This window comes from Rhodococcus sp. B50 (assembly GCF_013602415.1).
Classification (GTDB): domain Bacteria; phylum Actinomycetota; class Actinomycetes; order Mycobacteriales; family Mycobacteriaceae; genus Rhodococcus.
On sequence record NZ_WPAG02000002.1, the window covers coordinates 4,655,210 to 4,675,937 of the forward strand.

Here is a 20,728-nt window from a genome sequence, read left to right on the forward strand (position 1 = left end):
TTCCAGTAGCAGACCTCTTGTCGTCGGTTCGTCCCTGTTGTACCTTTCTCCCCGGGTCGGGAGCCTGCTGGTGGGTTGATGGGGGATCGTCATGGCGCTGTGCCACCGACCGAGCTGCGCGCGCCGCCGCTCCGAAAATGTGTTCTTCTGCGAAGTAACCACGCGCACAAGCGATTCGAGTTCTTCGTAATAGTTCCGTTTCTGTAGGAAATCGCCAACGATTCTGTGATCCGTTCCACTGGAATGTAATTCGCGTTTCCTTCGATGAAACGGACATAATCACCAGATCGTTCATCGGGCTGTCGGGGCCACACTCCGGGTGGAGTAGGCAAGCAGGAGAAGCATGGGGATCGGACCCGAGGTGGCGCGGCGCAGTGCGCCGACCGACGACACCAGCGATGGCCGCACGAGCGACAGCCGCGGAAGTGTCCCGCGCAGGCATTGGCAGCGAACCTATCTGCGGTCGCTGGCGATCACCGACACCACGATCGTCATCGCGATCGTCGCCATCGTCGCCCTGGCGCAGGGGGCCGGGGCGATGACGGACGGACCGGTCTCCGGCGACACCTCGATGCCACGCGGACTCGGATCGTCGATCGTGGTGGCAGGTCTGTGGCTTGTGGTTCTCGCGCTCAACGGAACTCGGAAGAAGCCGATCGTGGGCAGCGGTGAGGAGGAGTACCGGCTCGTCACCAGAGCGACCCTGCAGGCCTTCGGTCTGCTCGCGATCGCCTCGTTCCTCGTCGACTCGTTCGCCACCGATCTCGACACCATCCGGATCTATCTGCTGCTGGCCCTGCCCGTCGGGCTCCTCGCACTCCCACTCGGACGCCGGTGGTGCCGTCGTGCGATCGAACGACGCCGGGTGCGGGGCGAGTTCCGGACCTCGGTGCTCGTCGTCGGCTCCGAACACGCGGTGGACGCGATGGTCGGATCGTTCGTCCGCGACACCTCGGCCGGCTACCGCGTCGTCGGCGTGTGCACCACCGGGTACACCGGGGAGAGCGACCGCACCATCACCGTCGCCGGGCAGGAGATCCCGGTGCTCGGGGCGGAGACCGACGTGATCAACGCCGTCAAGCTCTCCGGAGCGGACACGGTCGCCATCGCGGCCGGAACCCACTGGGGCAACGGCGACATCGGCGATCTCGCCTGGGAGCTCGAGCCCTACCGCGTCGATCTCGTGGTGGCTCCCGGCGTCACCGACATCGCCCTGCCGCGTCTGTCGATGCACCCCGTAGGTGGGTTGCCGTTCGTGCACGTCGAGGAGCCGCAGTACCGCGGATCGCACCGGCTCGCCAAGACGACCTTCGACCTCGTGTGTGCCGTCCTCGCCCTGACCGTGGCGGCGCCGGGCATGCTCGTGGTCGCCGCGCTGATCAAACTCCAGGACGGTGGTCCGGTCTTCTACCGGCAGGAGCGCGTCGGACTGGGCGGCACCGTCTTCCGCATGTGGAAGTTCCGGTCCATGGTCGTAGACGCCGATCGGATGGTCGATGCGGTCCGAACCCGGACGGGTCAGAACGACGCGACCTTCTACAAATCCTCCCGTGATCCGCGGATCACGCCCGTCGGACGGTTCATCCGCCGCACCAGCATCGACGAACTACCCCAGCTGTTCAACGTCCTCACCCGCGACATGAGTCTCGTCGGCCCGCGTCCGCTCGCGGTCGGTGAGGGGGAGAAGATCCCGGGCTTCGTCCCCCGCCGCATCCTGGTGCGTCCCGGTATGACGGGTCTGTGGCAGGTCTCCGGACGGTCCGATCTGTCCGAGGCCGACCGCATCCGACTCGACCTGTTCTATGTGGCGAACTGGTCGATGGTGCAGGACCTGCTCATCGTCGTGAAGACCGTGCGTGCGGTGCTGGCAAGCGACGGCGCGTACTGACCCCTCCCCGCCGCAGGGTTTCGTCGCCGAGGAGTGGGGAACCCTTCGAGCTCGTCCTGGAGTGTCGGCAGGAGGAGGAGAAGGTGAACACGTCCGTCCGAAGTTTCCATCCCGATCCCGACGACATCCCGCTCATCACCTCACTCGACCAGCTGGCCGATCTCGCGACGGATCCGCTGCTGTACCTGCGATATTCGAAAGGCCCGGCAGCGGACGCCGAGGACGGACCGAGTCGCGACCACGAAGCGAACGTGACCCTGCCGGGACTCTCGGTCACCACCCTCGCCCCCGAGCCGTGGTGGCGGCGCCCCGTCAAGGACTGGGTCGCCCGACGTATCTCCAAGTGCTCCGAGCTCGGCGAGGAAGACGGCCGGTTCGCGTGGATCCTCACAGGAAGGATGGTCGGCCGCGGTCCCGATCACGAACCGTTGCTCGTCGACGTCCGTCCCCACGCACGGCTGAGCACAGGCGTCCTGGACGAGGCCAGACGCTGGTACGACGAGCATTTCCACGTCGGCAGCGATTCCAGCAGGAGTGCGTGAGTATCGTTCGCGCAGAAGGCCGGCAGCCCACCCCGGCATGTCGCGGGGTGGGCTGCCGTCGCTGTCGTCAGACCAGATCGCGCGGTATGCGACGCTGCCAGTTCTGCGAATGGACCCGTCGATCACCGTGATCGTCGTCGAGTTCGAATGCATCGAGCTCGGCGTTGATCACGAACTCCTCAGGAGTGGAGGTGAGGATCGTGCGGGTGCGGACCTCGGTGCGCCAGTCGTCCCGTTCGTAGCGGCGCAGGGTGCGTGTCTCGCCGCGCACCGAATTCGGATCGTTGCCTCCGAAACTGAACCATTCCTGGGTGCGGCGCCGGATGACGGTACCGGTCTCGTCGATCCGGAACGACCCCTGGTCGTCGAGGATGTCGAGGGTCGACACGCCGGTCGCGAGGTCGCGGGTCGTCCGCCAGTGGTGTTCACCCGGCTGCAGGAGCGTGATCCCGAGTTCCGGAGCCGCCTCCGGCTCCCCGAACTCGCGCAGATGTGCGTCCTCCGGTCGCGGTGGCCGCACCGGCAGATGCAGATGTCCGCCGGTGTACACCGTCACCTCGGCGGGTGTCGGCGACGGCCACGCCAGGGGGAAGTAGGAGGTGGACAGCGACAACCGCAGGCGGTGCCCGGCCGGGAACACATGGGCCGTCCCGTTGAGCTCGATCCGGATGCGATAACGCCGTCCCGGTTCGAGGGCTTCCGGCTTCTCGCTGCTGTCCCGGTGAGTGAGGTTCAGCAACCCGTAGGTCACCCGGGTCGCCTCACCGTTCGGCGCGACGTCGGACAACCGCGCAGCGAGCATCGACACCGGACTGTCCGACGAGACCTCGAGCTCCACCTCGGGGCGACCGAGGATCTCCGTCGTGGTGTCGAGCGCCTCGGTCTCGAAGACGAGCGCACCACCGTCCTCCTCACGCTGGTCCGACGGGAGGTCGGGCGTCGCAGCGTAGGAGGCCCACTTGCCGGCGAACATGCCTACGCTCAAAGGGGACCGGAGCGCCAGCGGCCTCTCGTCGACCACAAGGGTGCCGTCGTCGTCGGGATGCAGCGCATGCCGATCGAAGGTGAAGCGGCGATTCCCGATGTTCGGTGACGGCCACGACGGTTCGGCCACCCACCGGCCCGGACGCTCCGCGTAGGACGGGTTCGGTGCGATGGCGTCCTGCATCCAGGCCCGCACCATCGGTTCGTCCATCACCCCGGTGTCGACGCCTTTGAGCCAGTGGTGCCACCACCGCACGACCTCCTGCAGGAACCCGATCGCCGGGCCGGGTACGCCGAGGTGCGGGTACTTGTGGCCCCACGGCCCGATCAATCCCTTGCGGGGGACGTCGAGATGTTCCATCAGCCGGAAGATGGCGTTGGTGTACCCGTCGGCCCAACCACCGACGGCGAGGACCGGGCACTGCACGGCCGAGTAGTCCTCGTTGACGGAGGCCCGTTTCCAGTAGTCGTCCCGGTGCTGATGTTCGAGCCACTTCTCGATCCACAGTCCGCTGCCCTCGAGGCGTTCGTGCCACATCTCGCGCCACCGGTCGCCGACGATCGCGGGATCGGGGGGCAGGCTGTTGAAGGCGAACATCACCGTCGCTTCGGAGAGGTTGTCGGACAACAGACAACCACCCATGTAGTGCATGTTGTCGACGTACAGATCCTCGGTGGCCGAGGCGCTGACGATCGCCTTCAGCGCCGGTGGCCGGCGCGCGGCGACCTGCAGGCTGTTGAAGCCGCCCCACGAGATGCCCATCATGCCGACGGAGCCGTCGCACCACGGTTGCGACGCCAGCCATTCGATGACCTCGCAGGCATCGTCGTGCTCGTCGGCGAGGTACTCGTCGCGCAACACCCCGTCGGAGTCGCCGCTGCCGCGCATGTCCACTCGCACACAGGCGTAACCGTGGCCGGCCATGTAGGGATGGTTCAGCGCGTCCCGACCGCGGGTGGAATCGCGCTTGCGGTAGGGAATGTACTCGAAGACCGCGGGTACGGGGTGATATTCGGCGTCGACCGGCAGCCAGATCCTCGCCGCGAGCCGCGCCCCGTCGCGCATCGTGATGAAGACGTTCTCGATGACACGGACCTCGTGTGGGAGGTCTGTGATCGTGTGCATGCCAACCTCCTCTCAGTTCTCCGGTGCAGGATCGAAGGTGAACGGAAGTGCCTCGAGCCCTTGTCGATAGCGCTGCTCGAGTTGTTCGACGCTGTCGGCACCGATGTACATGGTGCCCAGTTCGTAGCGATAGGCGTCCTGGTTGGGCAGGTCGGCGAGCCGGTCTCCGGGAGCGACGTCGATGCACACCAGGGCGCCGGGAATCGCTTCACGCAGGCGGGCGATGTCCGCTTCCGTGGGCACCGACGTCACGATGCCGTCCTCGTAGCGGGGGATGATGCACTTCGCCGCGACGGCGGATTCACCCTGCCGGTACGGCATCCGGGGCGGTCGGCCGAGCGCGATGTCGATGGCCACCTCGTGGTTGGAGCTCCCGTCGACCTTGGTGAACAACTCGCTGTGCGACTGGGAGATCCGCGTGTTGACCTCGATCAACCAGAGCTTGTCGTTCTCCTCGTCCCACATGAACTCGGAATTGAAGCAGCCGTTGTCGAAGCCGACGTGCCGAAGGTATCGCTCGGTGATGTCGATCATGCGTGCCTGCACCTCGTCGGGCACGGTGCTCGCCGGGTAGTCGAGGCGTTCGAAACTGTGCCCCGCCGCGTCCTTGCGCATGTCGAAGACACCATGAATGCCGAACTGTCCCTGGAACATCGTGCCCTCGGGGGCGGCCTGGATGCCGCTGACGACCTGCTCGGCGAGGCAGGTCGTGCCCGAGCTCTCCCCGATCTCGTCCGGAAGGTCGACGCGGCGCAGCACTTCGTCGAACGCATTGCCGACGAGTCCGATCTTCTCCCGGATCTCCACGAGAGCGTCGGCGAACTCCTGCTCGTTGCGGATCTCGAACCCGAGTTGCGACGAGTGCGACTTCACGGGCTTGACCCAGAACGGGAAGTCGAGGTCGATGCTGTCGAGTGCGTTGTCGTCGAAAGGGTCGAACGAATCGAACTTCGGGACGCACTCGGGGACGGATTCCTTCTGGGCCAGGCGGCTCCAGTACTTGTGTTCGGTGGCGACGATGCTGCGCAGCGACGGCGAAGGAATGTTGCGCTCGGCGGCGAGGATCGGAGCGAGCACGCTGGTGGGGAAGTCCCAGTGGGCGATGATTCCGTCGACGGTGCCGGGGAAGTCGTCAAGTTCGCGCCGGCAGGCGTCGAGAAGATCGTCGAACACGTATTCGTCGGGCTCGACCAGGCTTTCGTAGTCGAGCAACCCGTAGAAGCTCAGCTGGTCGGCTCCGCGTACGGTCTCGAGTTCCTTGCGCTGGATGTCGGTGAGTCCGAGAACGAAGATGTTGGTGCTCATCGATGAAGCCTTCCCGCTCTGTCGCGATATAAAACAAACAGGTAACGAAACAAACCGTCGGGAAGGTACATTCACGCGCAACCGCCCCGGTTCGCAGGAGCCGGGGCGGTTGCATGGAAAAAATCAGGGAGTGTCGGGATCGAGGGCGTCCTTGACCTTGCCCACAAGTCCCTTCTCCGTTCCCATTGCGGCAGAACGAGGCTTGCCCTGGGAACCGTCGTAGGTCGCATACAGCTTCGGGTCCGGCGGCGGCGCGCTCGCGACGTCGCCCAGCGGGACAGGGTCGGCGAGGAACGACATGGGTGTCGTGCCGTCGGGTCCGGTACCGTGCGCCCAGCGCCCCTGATCGGCGGCGGCGCCGTCCGACAGATGCCACAGGCTCGACGCGTGTTCGGAGTGTTCCTCGTCGAACAGTGCGTTCGGTGCGATCGGGCTGGGCTCGATGCCGTCGGCCTTCAGTTCCTCGATGGCGGCCAGCCACAGATTCTGGTGGTAGGTGTCGCGGGCGAGGTTGAACCGGAGCATGTCCTTGACGCCCGGATCGTCCGTCATGTTGTACAGCCGGGCGGTCTGCACCCTGCCCTGCGCTTCGGCAGCGACGTTGGCGTGGAAATCGGCGAGGAGGTTACCGCTGGCCACGATGAAACGGCCGTTCCACGGAACGCCGTTGCTGTCGGCGAGGGTCGGGCCGCCACCGGAGATGATGGCCTGCTGCGGATCCATGCCGCCGAGTACCGCTGCGACCACCGGGTCGGCGGCGGCGTTCTTGGTCGACTCCGTGGCGGGTGCGCCTTCGAGGAGACGCGCCACCATGGTGGCGATCATTTCGACGTGCCCGATCTCCTCGGTGGCGACGTCCATGATCATGTCCTTGTACTTGCCGGGCATTCGACAGTTCCAGCCCTGGAACAGGTACTGCATGGTCACGGTCATCTCGCCGTACGCGCCGCCGATCAATTCCTGGAGTTTGCGAGCGTAGACCGGATCCGGCTTTTCGGGCTTGACGTCGAATTGCAGATGGTCGGTGTGACGAAACATAGGTGTCCCCTCGAATGCCGAGTGTCGTGTGAGAATCACCGGCGACGCCGTGGTCTCGACGCCGTATCGGGAAGCCCGTGGGGGCTACGAGCGGCTACCCCTGTCGAGACGCTCTAAACACGATCCGGTATCTCCCCGTGCTCGTTCCGGTTTATGCCAACGTGGAGGTATGGAAGGTTGGTCGGATTCGACATTCGCAGATGTCGGGGAGGTGGCCCGCAGCCGAGCCGTGGGATGGCTGCGCACAGCCGCCGCGGTTCTGCTGACCCTGGTCCTGGTGGCCGGCGGGGTCGGGTTGCTCGGTGTGCGCAGTTCCACCGCGTCGGCCCGGGGTGGAGGCTACGACCTCGAGTTGACCTACCCGCGGATCGCGCGTCCCGGGCTCGATGTTCCGTGGTCGGTGAAAGTACATCGTGACGGGGGCTTCGAGGGGGAGATCGTCCTCGCGATCGACACGTCGTATTTCGAGGTCCTCGAGATGCGGGGGCGTCTACCCGAACCGTCCTCGGAGACAGCAGGCGACGGGCTGGCATATCTGACCTTCGATCCGCCGCCCGGCGACGAGTTCACCTTCGCGCTCGACGTGCGGATCCGCGCGGGGAAGCAATGGGGCGAATCGGGCTCCGTCTCAGTGATGGACGGCGAGAACTCGGCAGTGACAATCTATTTCGATACCTGGTTGGTGCCCTGATGGAAATCGTGATCCGCGCGCTCGTCCTGTTCCTGTTCCTGTGGGGAATCACCCGCCTCGTCGGTCGTTCCACCGTCGGTGAACTGAGTACATTCCAACTCGTGCTCTTCGTGGCCATGGGTGATCTCGTACAGCAGGGCATCACGCAGGACGACGTATCCGTGACGACCGCGGTCCTCACCATCGGCGTCTTCGCCATCCTGACCTTGGGGCTGGCGACGATCAACGCCCGGTACCCGAGAATGCGCGGGATCACCCATGGTGTCCCGGTCGTGATCGTCAAGGACGGCGAGCCGGACATGCAGAATCTGAAGCGAGAGCGCTTGTCCCTCGACGACCTTCTGGCGGCAGCGCGGCAGGAAGGGATCCGCCGTTTCTCCGACATCGAACTCGCAGTGCTCGAGACGAACGGCCGGATCTCCTTCTTCACCCGCACGCGTACGCAGGACGGCGCGCCGGAGGAACCGGACCCGGCCTGAGGACGGATGTCAGTCGGTGCGCCGTCCCGTCAGAGCATCGCGCAGCCGGTCCACCATGCCGATCCCCGGACCCACCGTCTTGTGGAACAGTTCGGAATGGGGCGCGGACGGATGCGGTCGGGTCGGCGCCAGCTTCTTGGCAGCTTGTACCTTCGTGCCCACCTCCACGAGCCTGTCGTGCCCGAGATGCGTCCTCAATGCCGGAAACTGCTCGGACTCCTCATCGTCCGCGTGGTGACGTAACAGATCCTCGAGCTTCTTCACCAGAGACGTGAATTCGGCACTCGCCGCATCTGCACCCTCGAGCTGCTTCATCACCTGCACGATCTCGTCGTGCTCCTCCTTGTCGTGTTCGACGGCTTCGGTCCCCCCGGGTAGGTGTTTCTCCATCTCCGGATAGACGAACATCTCCTCGGCAACCGCGTGCCTCATCACCTCGGCGATCGCGGCGTCGGTGAGGTCTCGGCGGTCGTCCGCATCGAGGGTGGTCTCTGCTCGACTCAGAAGTTCGAGCATCTCTCGATGGTCGTCGGTGAGGATGCTGACAACATCCGTGCTCTCGTGAGCGGATTCGTTCATCGGTGTCTCCCCTCGAATGGGTCAGGATTGTCCGGTATTGCCGGTCTCGGCCGGTTCGTCTTCGCCCTCCGCCTGGTCCGGCTGCTGCGGGGCCCTCGAGAGGAGATTGTCGGGATCGGCATCGGGATCCTGGGCCGGGTCGTACGAATCGGCGGAACCTTCTGTGCTGCTCATGTATGAAGGGGTTCACCGGTGTTGATTTCCGCAAACACAGGCATATCGGTGGACACAGGGGAGGCGGGAGCCGTGGACGAACCCCGGTCGATGAGAGCGTGGCAGGTGACCGAGCCCGGCCCCGTCGCCGGCCATCCGATGAGCTTCGGATCCGTTCCGCTTCCGGAAGCGGGCGCAGACGATCTGCTGGTGCGCGTGCTGGCGTGTGGCGTGTGCCGGACCGACCTGCACGTCGCCGAAGGTGATCTACCCGTCCACCGGGCGGGGGTCGTCCCCGGGCACGAGGTCGTCGGGGTCGTCCATCGGGTGGGCGAGGCGGTGGAGGGGTTCGCCCCCGGCGACCGCGTCGGGGTGGCATGGTTGCGGTCGACCTGCGGGCAGTGCCGCTACTGCCGTCGGGGCGACGAAAACCTCTGCCCGAATTCGAGATACACCGGTTGGGACGACGACGGCGGATATGCCGAGTTCGTCGCCGTGCCGGCGGCGTTCGCGCTACCGCTCCCCGACGGATACGACGACGTCGAACTCGCTCCGCTGCTCTGCGCCGGCATCATCGGCTACCGCGCACTGAAGCGCGCATCCGTCCCGGACGGGGGCAGGCTCGGCATCTACGGCTTCGGCGGCAGCGCCCATATCGCTGCGCAGGTCGCCATGGCGAAAGGCGCCGAGGTCCACGTCATGACCAGGAGCGAGGACGCGCGGACCCTCGCCCGCGAACTCGGGGCCGCGTCCGTGCAGGGTGCTGCGGACGCGCCACCGGTGCCCCTCGACGCCGCCATCCTCTTCGCGCCCGTCGGAGGCCTCGTGCCGCCCGCGCTCGAGGCACTCGATCGCGGCGGCATCCTCTCGATCGCCGGCATCCACCTCACCGATATCCCGCAGCTGAACTACCAGCGTCACCTCTTCCAGGAGCGCGAGATCCGGTCGGTCACGGCCAACACCCGCGAGGATTCACGGGAGTTTCTCGCCTTCACCGGGCAGCACCGCATCAGGGTCGCGACGATGCGGTACGGGCTCGTCGACGCCGACCGTGCGCTGGAGGATCTCGCAGGTGACCGCGTACGAGGCGCTGCCGTCCTCGTCCCCTGAGAGTTCGGAGATCGATACTGCTCGGATACGCCCGAGATCACCAAGTCGGGACTTTCTACCCTACGGCAGAATCCTGCCCGGGGCGACGATAATGGTGTCGGACCCAGGAGGGCCCCTCGGACTTCTCACTCACGAGGAGATGAGGACAATGTCGACATCATCGGCTCACTCTGCAATGCATGCTCATCCCGACATCGTCGAGATGCGCGAACGCTACGACCGGATGGGCGAACAGCCCACCGTGCAGGTCACCGACGGATTGATGATGGTCGCCGGGCTGTATGCGGCGGCATCCGCATGGATCATCGGATTCGCCGACCAGACGGCACTCGCCACCACCAATCTGATCTGCGGGCTCGCGGTCGCACTGCTCGCCATGGCACTCGGTTCGGCGTACGGCCGCACCCACGGCCTGGCGTTCGTAGCGCCTCTGCTCGGTCTGTGGCTGTTCGTTTCGCCGTGGCTGGTCAGCGGCGTCGATACCAGTACCTCCATGATCTGGTCCCACGTCATCGTGGGTGCGATCGTGTTCGTCCTGGGCGTGGCCACGGCCGCGATGGGAAGCGGTCTGATGGACCGTTCTCGCTGACCGGTTCGGTGCGGTAACCCCGGGCGGTGCTGCCGGCTGCAATTCTGAACCGGCAGCACCTGGCCGGGCGCGGCGTCCGGACGCCGCTTCCGGCTACCGGGGGCAATACCCCCCGGTCGAACGCCGCAACCCCGTTGCCGCTTCGGTGCCACGATGAAGTGATGGACACCGGCGAGCATGGCGGCACTCGTACTACGAACTCGGCAAGGTTCGAACGGCAATTGCGAGCATCCATAGAGGAACTCGCTCGGGAGATGCACGACGAGCATGCCTCCTTGGCGAAGACGCTCGACGTGATAACCCGAGCGGCGGTCGAACTCGTACCCGGTGCCGAACATGCCGGGATCACCTTGGCCGCCCGGGGCTCGAGGTTCGAATCCAGGGCCGCGACGTCCGCTCTGCCGAGCAGGATCGACGAACTCCAGTACAAGCTGCAGGACGGCCCGTGTGTGCAGGCCATCTGGGAGAGGGAGACGATCCGCGTGGACGACATGGAGCACGAGGACCGATGGCCCGCGTTCGCTTCCGAAGCGGTCCGTCTGGGTGCTCGTTCCATGCTCGCGGTCAGGCTGTACACGACGGACGACACGGTCGGGGCCCTCAATCTGCACAGTTCGCAGGTGGGCGCGTTCGACGACGCCAGCGTCGACATCGCGTCGACCCTGGCGACGCATGCGGCCTTCGCCGCGGTGGCCGCGGTGCGCGAGGAACAGTTCCGCGCGGCACTGGCCTCGAGGGATGTCATCGGGCAGGCCAAAGGCATCCTGATGGAACGCTTCGGCGTCGATGCCGAGGGTGCCTTCGGAATGCTGCGCAGGTTGTCCCAGGAGCGCAACAAACTCCTGCGCGAGGTCGCCCTCGCAGTGGTCGAATCCGTCCGGCCTCCGCGCGAACGGTAGAGCTGCTCGTCACGGCCGATGCGCCGGATGGTCCGGAACTGAGCACCGTGCGCATTCACCATGTGTGCTGTGGGTCACATCTGATCAAAATGACGCGCTGGAAAATCTTCTGTTGACGGGTTCGTCTAGCTACCTCGACTATTGCTGTACCAAATGACGCGATCGAAGCGGCGCAGACACAATCGGATGCCGCGACGAAGGACGGTGGTACGCAATGACCGAGACCGTGATCCGCGAAAGCGAACGACTTCCGTACGACCTCGACGACCGATACCGCTCGGGGTCCGGCACCGTACTCCTCACCGGTGTCCAGGCGATCGCCCGCCTGTTCGTCGAGCAGCAGGTGCGTGCCATGCGGGAGGGTCGCCGGGTGGCGACCTTCGTCTCCGGATACCAGGGCAGCCCCCTCGGCGGTCTCGACAAGATGCTCCACGGCATGCCGAAGGTCCTCGCCGAACACGACATCACCTTCGTGCCCGGATTCAACGAGGAACTCGCCGCCACCTCCGTGTGGGGAAGCCAGGGGCAGCTGGGCGCCGGTACACCGACCCACGACGGCGTCGTCGGCGTCTGGTACGGCAAGGGTCCAGGTCTCGACCGCGCCACCGATGCCCTGCGCCACGCCAACATGTACGGGGTGAACCCGAACGGTGGCGTGCTGCTCATGGTGGGCGACGATCCCGCGTCGAAGTCGTCGACCGTCCCCGCCGTCAGCGAGCGGTCCCTCGCCGCGCTCGGCATTCCGGTCCTGTTCCCGCGCAATGCCGCCGAGATCGTCACGATGGGTCTGCACGGGGTTGCGCTGTCGCGCGCCTCGGGATGTCTCGTCGCCCTCAAGATCGTCGCGGACGTCGCCGACGGCGCCTGGTCCGTCGACGGCTCGATCTCCGACCTGCCCATCACGGTCCCCGAGATCCAATGGGAGGGAAGACCGTTCGTCTACAAGCAGCGCCCGATGGCCGCGCCCGGTGACAGCGTCGTCGCCGAGGCCGACCTCTACGGCCCGCGCTGGAAGATCGTGCAGGAGTACGGCCGTCTCAACGGCCTCGACGTGATCGAGGTCGACCCGCCGCAGGCCCGCGTCGGCCTCGCCGCCACCGGCACCACCTTCGACGCCCTGCGTCAGGCGCTTCTCGACCTCGGCGTCGACGACGCCGCGCTGCGCCGCGCCGGCATCCGCCTGCTGCGCATCGGTATGCCGTACCCGATCGGTCCCGAGATCGTGCGCGAATTCGCCCGCGGCCTGGACGAACTTATCGTGGTCGAGGACAAGACCGCTTTCGTCGAGACCCAGATCCGCGAGATCCTCTACGGCACCGCCGACGCCCCGCGGATCGTCGGCAAGAAGGACGCCGACGGCCGACCGCTCGTGCCCGTCGACGGTGAGCTCACCGCAGGTCGGCTGCGCGGGCCGCTGCGTCGCGTGCTGCGCGGCCACGTCGAACTCGGCCCCGCACCCCTGCCACAGCTGTCGCTCGAGGTGCTGTCGGCCACGCGCACCCCGTACTTCTGCAGCGGCTGCCCGCACAACCGTTCCACCGCCCTTCCCGAAGGATCGATCGGCGGCGGCGGTATCGGCTGCCACACCCTGGTCACGCTGTCCGGCCGCAAGGACAGTGCCGTCACCGGCCTGACCCAGATGGGCGGTGAAGGTGCACAGTGGATCGGCCAGGCGCCGTTCACCGACATCGGCCACATGTTCCAGAACCTCGGCGACGGAACGTATTTCCACTCCGGTCAGCTTGCCGTGCAGGCGTGTGTCGCCGCCGGTGTGAACATCACCTTCAAGCTGCTCTACAACGACGTCGTCGCGATGACCGGTGCGCAGGACGCCGAAGGTGCCCTGAAGATCCCGGCGCTGACCCACAAGCTCACCACCGAGGGTGTCCGTAAGATCATCATCTGCTCGGACGAGCCGAAGCGTCTCCGCAAGCGCACCCTCGCCCGTGGCACCGTGGTGTGGCACCGCGACCGGCTCGACGAGGCACAGAAGCTGCTGCGCGAGATCGAGGGCGTCACCGTGCTCATCTACGACCAGCACTGCGCCGCCGACGCGCGCCGTCAGCGCAAGCGCGGCACCCTGCCCGCCCGCACCACCCGCGTCGTCATCAACGAAGCGGTGTGCGAGGGCTGCGGCGACTGCGGCGTCAAGAGCAACTGCCTGTCGGTGCAGCCGGTCGAGACCGAGTTCGGTTCGAAGACCCGCATCGACCAGACCTCCTGCAACACCGATTACTCGTGCCTCGACGGCGACTGCCCGTCCTTCGTGACCGTCGAGACGTCGCCGGAGAAGCCGAAGCGCCGCACGGCGCCGACTCCGCCGCGCATCCCGGACGCCGCCATCGACACCCCGAAGGGAACCCGCAACGTCTTCCTCGCGGGCATCGGCGGCACCGGCATCGTGACTGTCAACCAGGTTCTCGCCACGGCCGCCCTGCGCGCCGGATTCGAGGTCGAGTCGCTCGACCAGATCGGCATGAGCCAGAAGGCCGGGCCGGTGGTCTCCCATCTGCGCTTCGCGGCCGACGGACTCGAGCCCGGCAACCGCATCGGCCCGGGCGGTGCGACCGCTCTGCTCGCCCTCGACCTGCTCACCGCGACCGAGCCGAAGAACCTCGCCTACGCGAACCGTGAGGAGACCGTGGCGGTCGCGTCGACGAGCCGCGTCCCCACAGGCGACATGGTCTACGACCGGTCGGTCCGGCACCCCGACGAGCAGGATCTGCTCACCCGCCTCGACGCCGCGACCCGCACGACCGTCTCGTTCGACGCCCTGGCGGCAGCCCACGCGCTGTTCGGTGAGACCTCGGCCGCGAACTTCCTCGTCGTGGGCGCCGCCCACCAGCTCGGCGGACTCGAGATCCCCGCCGACGCCATCGAGGAGGCCATCGAGATCAACGGTGTGGCGGTCGCGACCAACATCGCAGCCTTCCGTTGGGGCCGGGTGGCCGTCGCGGATCCCGCGGCCTTCGCCGCCGTGACCGAACCGGCCCGCACGGAGCGCGCCGCCACCGTCGCGCCGGAGCGTCTGTTCGCCGGCACCACCTTCACCGGTGAGGTCGAGCGGCTCGTGCGGATCCGCGCCGCTTCGCTGATCGACTTCCAGAGCGAAGCCCTCGCCGCCCGCTACATCGCGCAGGTACAGGCAGCCTGGGAGGCCGAGCGTCGCGTCACGAACCGCACGGACTTCAGCGAGGTCGTCGCCCGCGGACTGTTCAAGTTCACCGCCTACAAGGACGAGTACGAGGTCGCCCGCATGCTCGTCGACCCGGCTTTCCTCGACGAGGTGCAGGGCGAGGTTCCCGGTGGGCACAAGCTCACCTACCGCCTGCACCCGCCGGCGCTGCGTGCGCTCGGCCGCGAGAAGAAGGTCGGCTTCGGGCCGAAATCGCATGTCGCGCTGAAGGCTCTGGCCAAGGCGAAGCGTCTGCGGGGCACGAAACTCGATCCCTTCGGCTACGCACACGTCCGCCGCGTCGAGCGTGCTCTGCTCGCCCACTACACCGCCACGATCCAGCGGCTCGCCGCCGACCTGGACGTCGACTCCTACGACCGCGCCGCCGAGATCGCGGCCCTGCCCGACATGGTGCGCGGTTACGAGGACGTCAAGCTCCGCTCCGTGGAGCAGTACCGGGCCCGTCTCGCCGAGCTCGGCGTCGACACCGACTTCTGATTCGCACACGTCTTCTGCTGGAAAGGACCACACGCGTGACCACCTCGATTGCCGCCCGCCCCGATACCGGATCCGCCTCGGGAGTTTTCGGTCGATCCCGTCGCCTGACCGACCGTCCGCACGAGCAGGTCGTCTTCCACCAGGACGCCGAGACCGGCCTGCGTGCGATCGTCGCGATCCACTCCACGGCCCTCGGCCCCGCTCTCGGTGGAACCCGCTTCTACCCGTACGCCGACGAAGCCACGGCCCTCGAGGACGTGCTGCGCCTGTCGTGGGGCATGACCTACAAGGCGGCGGTGTCGGGTGTGGACCTCGGTGGCGGCAAGGCCGTCATCATCGGCGACCCGAAGACGGACAAGAACGGCGAATTGCTCGCTGCCTACGGGCGATTCGTCGAATCCCTCGGTGGTCGCTACATCACCGCGGCCGATGTCGGAACCCACGCGGAGGACCTCGACGTGGTGGGCCGGCACACCGCCCACGCGGTAGGGCGCACCGTCGCGGCCGGCGGATCCGGTGACAGCTCGCCGCTCACCGCCCTCGGTGTCTTCCAGGCGATGCGGGCCGGAGCCCGGACCGTGTGGGGTGAAACGACTCTCGCGGGTCGCACGGTCGGTGTCGAGGGACTCGGGAAGGTCGGATACGAGCTCGTGAAGCTGCTCGTCGCAGACGGGGCAGAGGTGATCGTCTCCGACGTCAACCCCGCGGCCGTTGCTCGGGTGCTCGACGAGTTCCCGGCGCAGGTCACCGACAGCGTCGTCGCCTCGTCCGCCGACGTGTATGCGCCGTGCGCGCTCGGCGGCACTCTCACCCCGTCGACGGCTTCCCTGCTCGACGCGCGGCTCGTGTGCGGTGCGGCCAACAACCAGCTCGCGGTACCGGAGGTGGAGAACATCCTCGGCGAGCGCGGAATCGTCTGGGTGCCCGATTATGTCGCGAACGCGGGCGGGCTGATCCAGGTCGCCGGCGAGGTCGACGGATCCGACGCCGAGGTCGTCCGCGGACGCGTGGAGTCGATCTTCGACCGCACCGCCGAGATCTTCGACGTCTCCGGCACTCTCGGCGTCACGCCGGGTGCAGCCGCGAATCGTATTGCCGAGCGTCGCATCGATACTGCCTGATCCGCACAGGGGAACAAGGGGAGGCACCGCGAGGTGCCTCCCCTTCTCGTGTCTTCGAGCCGTGCTGTCGGTGTTGGCGTGCTGTCAGGGGTTGCCGGGCGAGGACGAGCGGCCGTGTCCGGCGTCACGGGTGATGTGCTCGACGAGCGGCTGTGTCCGGTACGGGATCGGCGTGGTGAGGGCGAGGGTCGTGGTGGTGTGGGCGACGCCCTCGATCGCGTGGATGCGTTCGAGCACCAGCAGTAGATCTTCCTGGGATTGCGCGGCCATCCGGATCAGGAGGTCCTCCCGGCCCGTTGTCGCATGCACCTCCAGGACCTCCGGAAAGCGCCCCAGCTGGGCGATCACGTGACCCATGCGCGCCTGCACGAGCTCGGCGCCGATGAACGCCTGCAGCGGTACGCCCAACTTCGGCAGGTCGACGACCGGTCGGTATCCGGTGACGGCACCGGACTCCTCGAGTTTCTTGATCCGCGACTGCACGGTGTTGCGGGCGACGCCGAGCTTCGCCGACAGGTCAACGATCCCTGCCCGGGGGTTGCGAGTGAGCTCGCCGAGGAGAGCTGCGTCGAGCCGGTCGAGACTGAACACGATGACACCCTTTCCGTTGTGATGCGCGTCACCACTCGAGCATAATGCTCAGCCGAACAGAAAGATATTGACACTTCACCAGCCAGTGCCATGATTGCTGCATCAAATGCTCATGCAAACACGCACTGCTGCAACGTAATGCGTCGCACGAAGTGAGCGAAATGCCTTCCCCTCGCCCGGACCGGGCGCGGCGGGCGCCGCAATCACCCCGAGGAGCACACAATGCCCGGAGTCGGCATCTGGCGGACCAAATCCGTCGAACAGTCGATCGCGGATACCGATGAACCCGGTTCGCGGCTACGACGAGAACTCACCGCCAAGGATCTGACCGTGTTCGGCGTCGCCGTCGTGGTCGGAGCCGGAATCTTCACCCTCACCGCCCGCACCGCCGGCAACCTCGCCGGACCGTCCATCTCGCTGGCGTTCGTCCTCGCCGCGATCGCGTGCGGCCTCGCCGCGCTGTGTTATGCGGAGTTCGCGTCCGCTGTACCGGTCGCCGGCAGCGCCTACACCTTCTCCTATGCCACCTTCGGTGAATTCGTCGCCTGGATCATCGGGTGGGATCTGATCCTCGAATTCGCACTCGCCTCCGCGGTCGTCGCCAAGGGCTGGTCGATGTACCTCGGGGGCATGTTCGGCGGCGACGCGTCGATCGACCTGGGGCCGATCACGGTGGACTGGGGGTCGCTGCTCATCGTCGGCGCCATCACGATCATCCTCGCGATCGGCACCAAGGTGTCGTCGCGGGTCTCCGCCGTCGTCACCGCCATCAAGGTCGCGGTGGTTCTGCTCGTCATCGTCGTCGGCATCTTCTACATCGACAAGTCCAACTACTCGCCCTACGTCCCGCAGGCCGAGGAAACGCAGAGTGCTGCGGCCGGCATGCACCAGTCGCTGTTCTCGGCGCTCACCGGCGCCGGTGGCAGCACCTACGGTTGGTACGGACTCCTCGCTGCGGCGAGCCTGGTCTTCTTCGCCTTCATCGGCTTCGACGTCGTCGCCACCACCGCGGAAGAGACGAAGAACCCCCAGAAGGCACTGCCTCGCGGCATCTTCGGCTCACTGGCGATCGTCACGGTTCTCTATGTCGGTGTCACGCTCGTGCTCACCGGCATGGTGAAGTACACCGATCTGCGTACCGGCAGCGAACTGGTTGGTGACGGCAGCGCCACGCTGGCCACGGCCTTCGAGGCACACGGCATCACCTGGGCGCAGATGGCCATCAACATCGGCGGTCTCGCCGGCCTCACCACCGTCGTGATGGTGATGATGCTCGGCCAGACCCGCGTGCTGTTCGCGATGTCCCGGGACGGACTCGTCACCCGCAAGCTCGCCGTGACGAACCACAAGGGCGTGCCCGTGCGCATCACCCTGATGGTCGGTGGTGTCGTGGCCGTCCTCGCCGCAGTATTCCCGATGGGCGTGCTCGAGGAGATGGTCAACATCGGCACGCTGTTCGCCTTCGTCCTCGTGTGCATCGGCGTGATGGTGCTTCGTCGCACCCGCCCCGACCTGCCCCGCGGATTCCGGGTGCCGCTCGTGCCGCTGGTCCCGATCCTCGCGGTGCTCGCCTGTGGCTGGCTCATGCTCAACCTTTCGGTCGAGACGTGGATCCGGTTCACCGTCTGGATGCTCCTCGGCGTGGCGATCTACTTCGCCTACGGTCGGCGCAAGTCGGTGCTCGGACAGCGACTGAAGCTCGAAGCGGCCCAGCGGGAAGCCGCGCAGCACGAGACGAAGGAACCCGAACCGGTGTAGATCCGTCGCCCACGAGCCCGCCCGCACCGAACAGGTGCGGGCGGGCTCGTGTGTCGGGGCGGTTGCGGGTATCCGGCCAAGAGGAGACCGGACGCCGTCCGGTCGCGACACCGAACGGAGGACGGTCATGGCCACCTGTGACACCTGCGGAAACGACTACGACAAAACCTTCACGCTCACGCGCGGAGATGTCTCGGGCACCTTCGACAGTTTCGAGTGTGCGATCACGGCGATGGCGCCGCAGTGCGCTCACTGCCACTGTCGCATCCTCGGCCACGGTGTGGAGTCGGCAGACGCCGTGTACTGCTGCGCGCACTGTGCTCGCCAGGCCGGGCACACGGAGTTGACGGACCGCGCCTGAGAAATTGCGAGAAGCGGGCAAAAATAGCAAAACGGACTCTGCGCGTAGACTTTTCGATGAATTCGAGAAAGATCTATGCACACGGGTGAGCAGATTGCTCTATGCTGTGAGCAGCGCCGCAGAGACGAGGGTCACAGGGGTTGCCGGGCGTTTCGTTCGAACGCAGGACGAATTCGGTGTCCGGGAACGCTTACCCTTCGATCTGCCCCTGTCGTCGGGGAGGCAGACAGGGAAGGGCCCCGCCAGCGATTCGAGGGGAGGAGCCGGCGGGGCCTCGCGCTGTATCTCCTGTGTCGGGGAGGACTCTAGGGAGACACGGCCACCTACGCCGTGGCCGCTTTGGAGCTTAGGTGACAGCTGGGCGGTCGTCCAGAGTCGATACTGAAACGAGACCTGAGAAATTTTCTCGGGGTCGAACCGGGACACTCATCCGGCTTTGCGGCCGATCGGGCCCGTCTCGGCATCGCTTCCCGCGGGAAAGACGGCGGTGGGCATGGCTCGGGACCGGTCCGGATGCCCGCGGTACGACGACGTCCGCTGCACGCGCCGACGTCGTCGACGATTCCGCGACGTCCAGAATCCCCAGGCTGCGATGCACACACCCACTCCGGAGAGCAGGTCTGCTTCGGTCAATCCGTGGTTCGGCGTCACCGAATACAGCACGCGACCCTCCAGTGGGCCGTTCATCAGTACCCAGAGCCCGGAGGCGACGAGCGCAGCCGAGCTCGACAGCAGGAGTGGGCGCGACAGACACCAGGTCGACGCGGCGAACAGCGAGCACATCGCGACGAGCGAGTAGAACACCGCATTCTGCACGGTCGACTCCTCTCGCTCCTGCCGGATATCGATCCACTGTACTGGCGGAGGAGTCGGGCCTACCGAGTCGCAGGTGGTGACTCTCGCAACAGGGGTATCAGCGCAACGGCAGGCGTTGCAGGGTGACGGTCGTCAGGGCGAGTACCTGGTCGTCGGCTCCCGCGTCCACGAGGCGGACGTCGACGACCGCATGGTCCGGCGTCTCACGGACCACCGTGACGTGCGAGCGCGCCGGGCCTTCCTTCACCTGCGACAGATAGTGGGCCTGGATGTCGGTGGCCACGAAGCCGGGGAGGACGGTGTGGGCCGCATGCTCGGCGAGCAGTGCCTGGGCGCCGCCCTGGATGGTGCCGATCATGTTGGCCACGAACGGGGTGAGGTCGAGTTCGAGGACACCGGTGCGTGCGTCGAGGGTGCGCACCCCGAGGCGGGCGTAGATCGACCCTTCGACGGGTTCGCTGGGGTACTCGCGGATGGTGCCCACCCACTCTCCGGGGTTGTAGGAATCGGATCCGGCTGCTGCGGTGCGGGGGAGTCGTGCGAAGGTGACGAGGCCGCGTCCGGCCGGGCGCAACGCGCCGTCGTCGATGGCGGCGACGAGTTCGTCCATGTCGGTGACGCCGCGCCCGTCGAAGATCTCGGCGGCGACGTGCACGGTCTTCTTGCCGATGCGCACGAGGCGGGTGTCGACGACGACCGGTCCCTCCGTAAGGGGTTCGGCCGCATGGATGGAGAGGTCCTGTGTCGCTGTCCAGTCCGGGCTGCACGCGGCGAGGGCCGGGGTGGACGTGACGATGTCGACCACGGTGGTGAGCATCCCGAGTGCTGCGGCGCCGGCGTCGTTGCGCAGCTTGTCGTGCAGGTCCACGCGCATGACGGCGCGTTCCTTGCTCACCTGGAGCGACGTCAGGCCGAAGTCGGCGGTGAAGGTGTACTGGCTCATCGTCACGGTCGACCGACTGGTGGAAATGGCATTCTCGCTCATGAGAGTGATATTGCCAGCCTGTCCGCGACGACGGAAGAGC

Annotated in this window: 19 protein-coding genes; 11 read left to right on the plus strand and 8 right to left on the minus strand. The window is 66.5% G+C overall.

Annotated elements, in window-relative coordinates:
* The first annotated feature begins 343 nt into the window (after positions 1 to 343).
* The gene (locus GON09_RS21905) at positions 344 to 1,888 is read left to right on the plus strand and encodes a sugar transferase (RefSeq protein ID WP_213933710.1); all 1,545 of its coding nucleotides are present in this window, start codon (positions 344 to 346) and stop codon (positions 1,886 to 1,888) included.
* An 83-nt stretch (positions 1,889 to 1,971) separates the two neighbouring features.
* Entirely contained in the window at positions 1,972 to 2,430 is a 459-nt protein-coding gene (locus GON09_RS21910) for a DUF6098 family protein (protein ID WP_213933711.1), read from the plus strand.
* A gap of 67 nt (positions 2,431 to 2,497) precedes the next feature.
* Here the strand turns inward: GON09_RS21910 and GON09_RS21915 are convergent, their stop codons facing one another.
* From GON09_RS21915 to GON09_RS21925, 3 genes are all read right to left on the minus strand, one after another.
* Positions 2,498 to 4,540, minus strand: coding sequence for a CocE/NonD family hydrolase (locus GON09_RS21915; protein WP_213933712.1), 2,043 nt, complete (start codon positions 4,538 to 4,540; stop codon positions 2,498 to 2,500).
* 12 nt (positions 4,541 to 4,552) lie between these two features.
* Positions 4,553 to 5,845, minus strand: coding sequence for an ATP-grasp domain-containing protein (locus GON09_RS21920; RefSeq protein WP_213933713.1), 1,293 nt, complete (start codon positions 5,843 to 5,845; stop codon positions 4,553 to 4,555).
* A 123-nt stretch (positions 5,846 to 5,968) separates the two neighbouring features.
* Positions 5,969 to 6,883 (minus strand): manganese catalase family protein, encoded by a 915-nt coding sequence (locus GON09_RS21925; RefSeq protein WP_213933714.1) that lies wholly within the window; start codon positions 6,881 to 6,883, stop codon positions 5,969 to 5,971.
* A 169-nt stretch (positions 6,884 to 7,052) separates the two neighbouring features.
* On the opposite strand from GON09_RS21925, the gene GON09_RS21930 reads away from it, so the two are divergent.
* Both GON09_RS21930 and GON09_RS21935 read left to right on the plus strand, forming a co-directional pair.
* On the plus strand, positions 7,053 to 7,574 hold the full coding sequence (locus GON09_RS21930) for a hypothetical protein (protein WP_213933715.1): 522 nt from the start codon (positions 7,053 to 7,055) through the stop codon (positions 7,572 to 7,574).
* A complete protein-coding gene (locus tag GON09_RS21935) occupies positions 7,574 to 8,053 on the plus strand; it encodes a DUF421 domain-containing protein (protein ID WP_213933716.1) in 480 nt (159 codons plus the stop codon). The genes GON09_RS21930 and GON09_RS21935 overlap by 1 nt, the downstream gene beginning before the upstream one ends.
* Before the next feature lie 9 nt (positions 8,054 to 8,062).
* On the opposite strand, the gene GON09_RS21940 is transcribed toward GON09_RS21935, so the two are convergent.
* Positions 8,063 to 8,632, minus strand: a complete 570-nt coding sequence (locus GON09_RS21940; protein WP_213933718.1) for a hemerythrin domain-containing protein — start codon at positions 8,630 to 8,632, stop codon at positions 8,063 to 8,065.
* Between the two features lie 21 nt (positions 8,633 to 8,653).
* Positions 8,654 to 8,806, minus strand: coding sequence for a hypothetical protein (locus GON09_RS21945; protein ID WP_213933719.1), 153 nt, complete (start codon positions 8,804 to 8,806; stop codon positions 8,654 to 8,656).
* Positions 8,807 to 8,896: 90 nt separating this feature from the next.
* On the opposite strand from GON09_RS21945, the gene GON09_RS21950 reads away from it, so the two are divergent.
* From GON09_RS21950 to GON09_RS21970, 5 genes are all read left to right on the plus strand, one after another.
* Positions 8,897 to 9,895, plus strand: a complete 999-nt coding sequence (locus tag GON09_RS21950; RefSeq protein WP_213934573.1) for a zinc-binding alcohol dehydrogenase family protein — start codon at positions 8,897 to 8,899, stop codon at positions 9,893 to 9,895.
* A gap of 175 nt (positions 9,896 to 10,070) precedes the next feature.
* A complete protein-coding gene (locus GON09_RS21955; protein WP_213933720.1) occupies positions 10,071 to 10,484 on the plus strand; it encodes an SPW repeat protein in 414 nt (137 codons plus the stop codon).
* 254 nt (positions 10,485 to 10,738) lie between these two features.
* The gene (locus GON09_RS21960) at positions 10,739 to 11,383 is read left to right on the plus strand and encodes a GAF and ANTAR domain-containing protein (RefSeq protein WP_213934574.1); all 645 of its coding nucleotides are present in this window, start codon (positions 10,739 to 10,741) and stop codon (positions 11,381 to 11,383) included.
* A 214-nt stretch (positions 11,384 to 11,597) separates the two neighbouring features.
* Positions 11,598 to 15,056, plus strand: coding sequence for an indolepyruvate ferredoxin oxidoreductase family protein (locus tag GON09_RS21965; protein WP_213933721.1), 3,459 nt, complete (start codon positions 11,598 to 11,600; stop codon positions 15,054 to 15,056).
* A gap of 35 nt (positions 15,057 to 15,091) precedes the next feature.
* Positions 15,092 to 16,177 (plus strand): Glu/Leu/Phe/Val family dehydrogenase, encoded by a 1,086-nt coding sequence (locus GON09_RS21970; RefSeq protein WP_213933722.1) that lies wholly within the window; start codon positions 15,092 to 15,094, stop codon positions 16,175 to 16,177.
* Positions 16,178 to 16,261: 84 nt separating this feature from the next.
* On the opposite strand, the gene GON09_RS21975 is transcribed toward GON09_RS21970, so the two are convergent.
* Positions 16,262 to 16,768 (minus strand): Lrp/AsnC family transcriptional regulator, encoded by a 507-nt coding sequence (locus GON09_RS21975; protein ID WP_016933667.1) that lies wholly within the window; start codon positions 16,766 to 16,768, stop codon positions 16,262 to 16,264.
* A 222-nt stretch (positions 16,769 to 16,990) separates the two neighbouring features.
* Between GON09_RS21975 and GON09_RS21980 the strand changes: the two genes are divergently transcribed.
* Together GON09_RS21980 and GON09_RS21985 are read left to right on the plus strand one after the other, a co-directional pair.
* The gene (locus GON09_RS21980; RefSeq protein WP_213933723.1) at positions 16,991 to 18,526 is read left to right on the plus strand and encodes an amino acid permease; all 1,536 of its coding nucleotides are present in this window, start codon (positions 16,991 to 16,993) and stop codon (positions 18,524 to 18,526) included.
* 127 nt (positions 18,527 to 18,653) lie between these two features.
* Positions 18,654 to 18,887, plus strand: coding sequence for a hypothetical protein (locus tag GON09_RS21985; RefSeq protein WP_145692247.1), 234 nt, complete (start codon positions 18,654 to 18,656; stop codon positions 18,885 to 18,887).
* A 426-nt stretch (positions 18,888 to 19,313) separates the two neighbouring features.
* On the opposite strand, the gene GON09_RS21990 is transcribed toward GON09_RS21985, so the two are convergent.
* Positions 19,314 to 19,703: a hypothetical protein gene (locus tag GON09_RS21990; protein WP_213933724.1), complete on the minus strand. Its 390-nt coding sequence runs from the start codon at positions 19,701 to 19,703 to the stop codon at positions 19,314 to 19,316.
* Between the two features lie 97 nt (positions 19,704 to 19,800).
* Entirely contained in the window at positions 19,801 to 20,688 is an 888-nt protein-coding gene (locus GON09_RS21995) for an acyl-CoA thioesterase domain-containing protein (protein WP_244865599.1), read from the minus strand.
* Positions 20,689 to 20,728: the final 40 nt, after the last annotated feature.

What these genes read in the sequence shown, in the direction of transcription:
- GON09_RS21945 (WP_213933719.1), bottom strand. Translation starts at nt 8,806, where the DNA reads ATGAGCAGCACAGAAGGTTCCGCCGATTCGTACGACCCGGCCCAGGAT.
- GON09_RS21960 (WP_213934574.1), top strand. Translation starts at nt 10,739, where the DNA reads ATGCACGACGAGCATGCCTCCTTGGCGAAGACGCTCGACGTGATAACC.
- GON09_RS21915 (WP_213933712.1), bottom strand. Translation starts at nt 4,540, where the DNA reads ATGCACACGATCACAGACCTCCCACACGAGGTCCGTGTCATCGAGAAC.
- GON09_RS21925 (WP_213933714.1), bottom strand. Translation starts at nt 6,883, where the DNA reads ATGTTTCGTCACACCGACCATCTGCAATTCGACGTCAAGCCCGAAAAG.
- GON09_RS21995 (WP_244865599.1), bottom strand. Translation starts at nt 20,688, where the DNA reads ATGAGCGAGAATGCCATTTCCACCAGTCGGTCGACCGTGACGATGAGC.
- GON09_RS21950 (WP_213934573.1), top strand. Translation starts at nt 8,897, where the DNA reads ATGAGAGCGTGGCAGGTGACCGAGCCCGGCCCCGTCGCCGGCCATCCG.
- GON09_RS21940 (WP_213933718.1), bottom strand. Translation starts at nt 8,632, where the DNA reads ATGAACGAATCCGCTCACGAGAGCACGGATGTTGTCAGCATCCTCACC.
- GON09_RS21980 (WP_213933723.1), top strand. Translation starts at nt 16,991, where the DNA reads ATGCCCGGAGTCGGCATCTGGCGGACCAAATCCGTCGAACAGTCGATC.
- GON09_RS21935 (WP_213933716.1), top strand. Translation starts at nt 7,574, where the DNA reads ATGGAAATCGTGATCCGCGCGCTCGTCCTGTTCCTGTTCCTGTGGGGA.
- GON09_RS21905 (WP_213933710.1), top strand. Translation starts at nt 344, where the DNA reads ATGGGGATCGGACCCGAGGTGGCGCGGCGCAGTGCGCCGACCGACGAC.
- GON09_RS21955 (WP_213933720.1), top strand. Translation starts at nt 10,071, where the DNA reads ATGCATGCTCATCCCGACATCGTCGAGATGCGCGAACGCTACGACCGG.
- GON09_RS21920 (WP_213933713.1), bottom strand. Translation starts at nt 5,845, where the DNA reads ATGAGCACCAACATCTTCGTTCTCGGACTCACCGACATCCAGCGCAAG.
- GON09_RS21985 (WP_145692247.1), top strand. Translation starts at nt 18,654, where the DNA reads ATGGCCACCTGTGACACCTGCGGAAACGACTACGACAAAACCTTCACG.
- GON09_RS21930 (WP_213933715.1), top strand. Translation starts at nt 7,053, where the DNA reads ATGGAAGGTTGGTCGGATTCGACATTCGCAGATGTCGGGGAGGTGGCC.
- GON09_RS21965 (WP_213933721.1), top strand. Translation starts at nt 11,598, where the DNA reads ATGACCGAGACCGTGATCCGCGAAAGCGAACGACTTCCGTACGACCTC.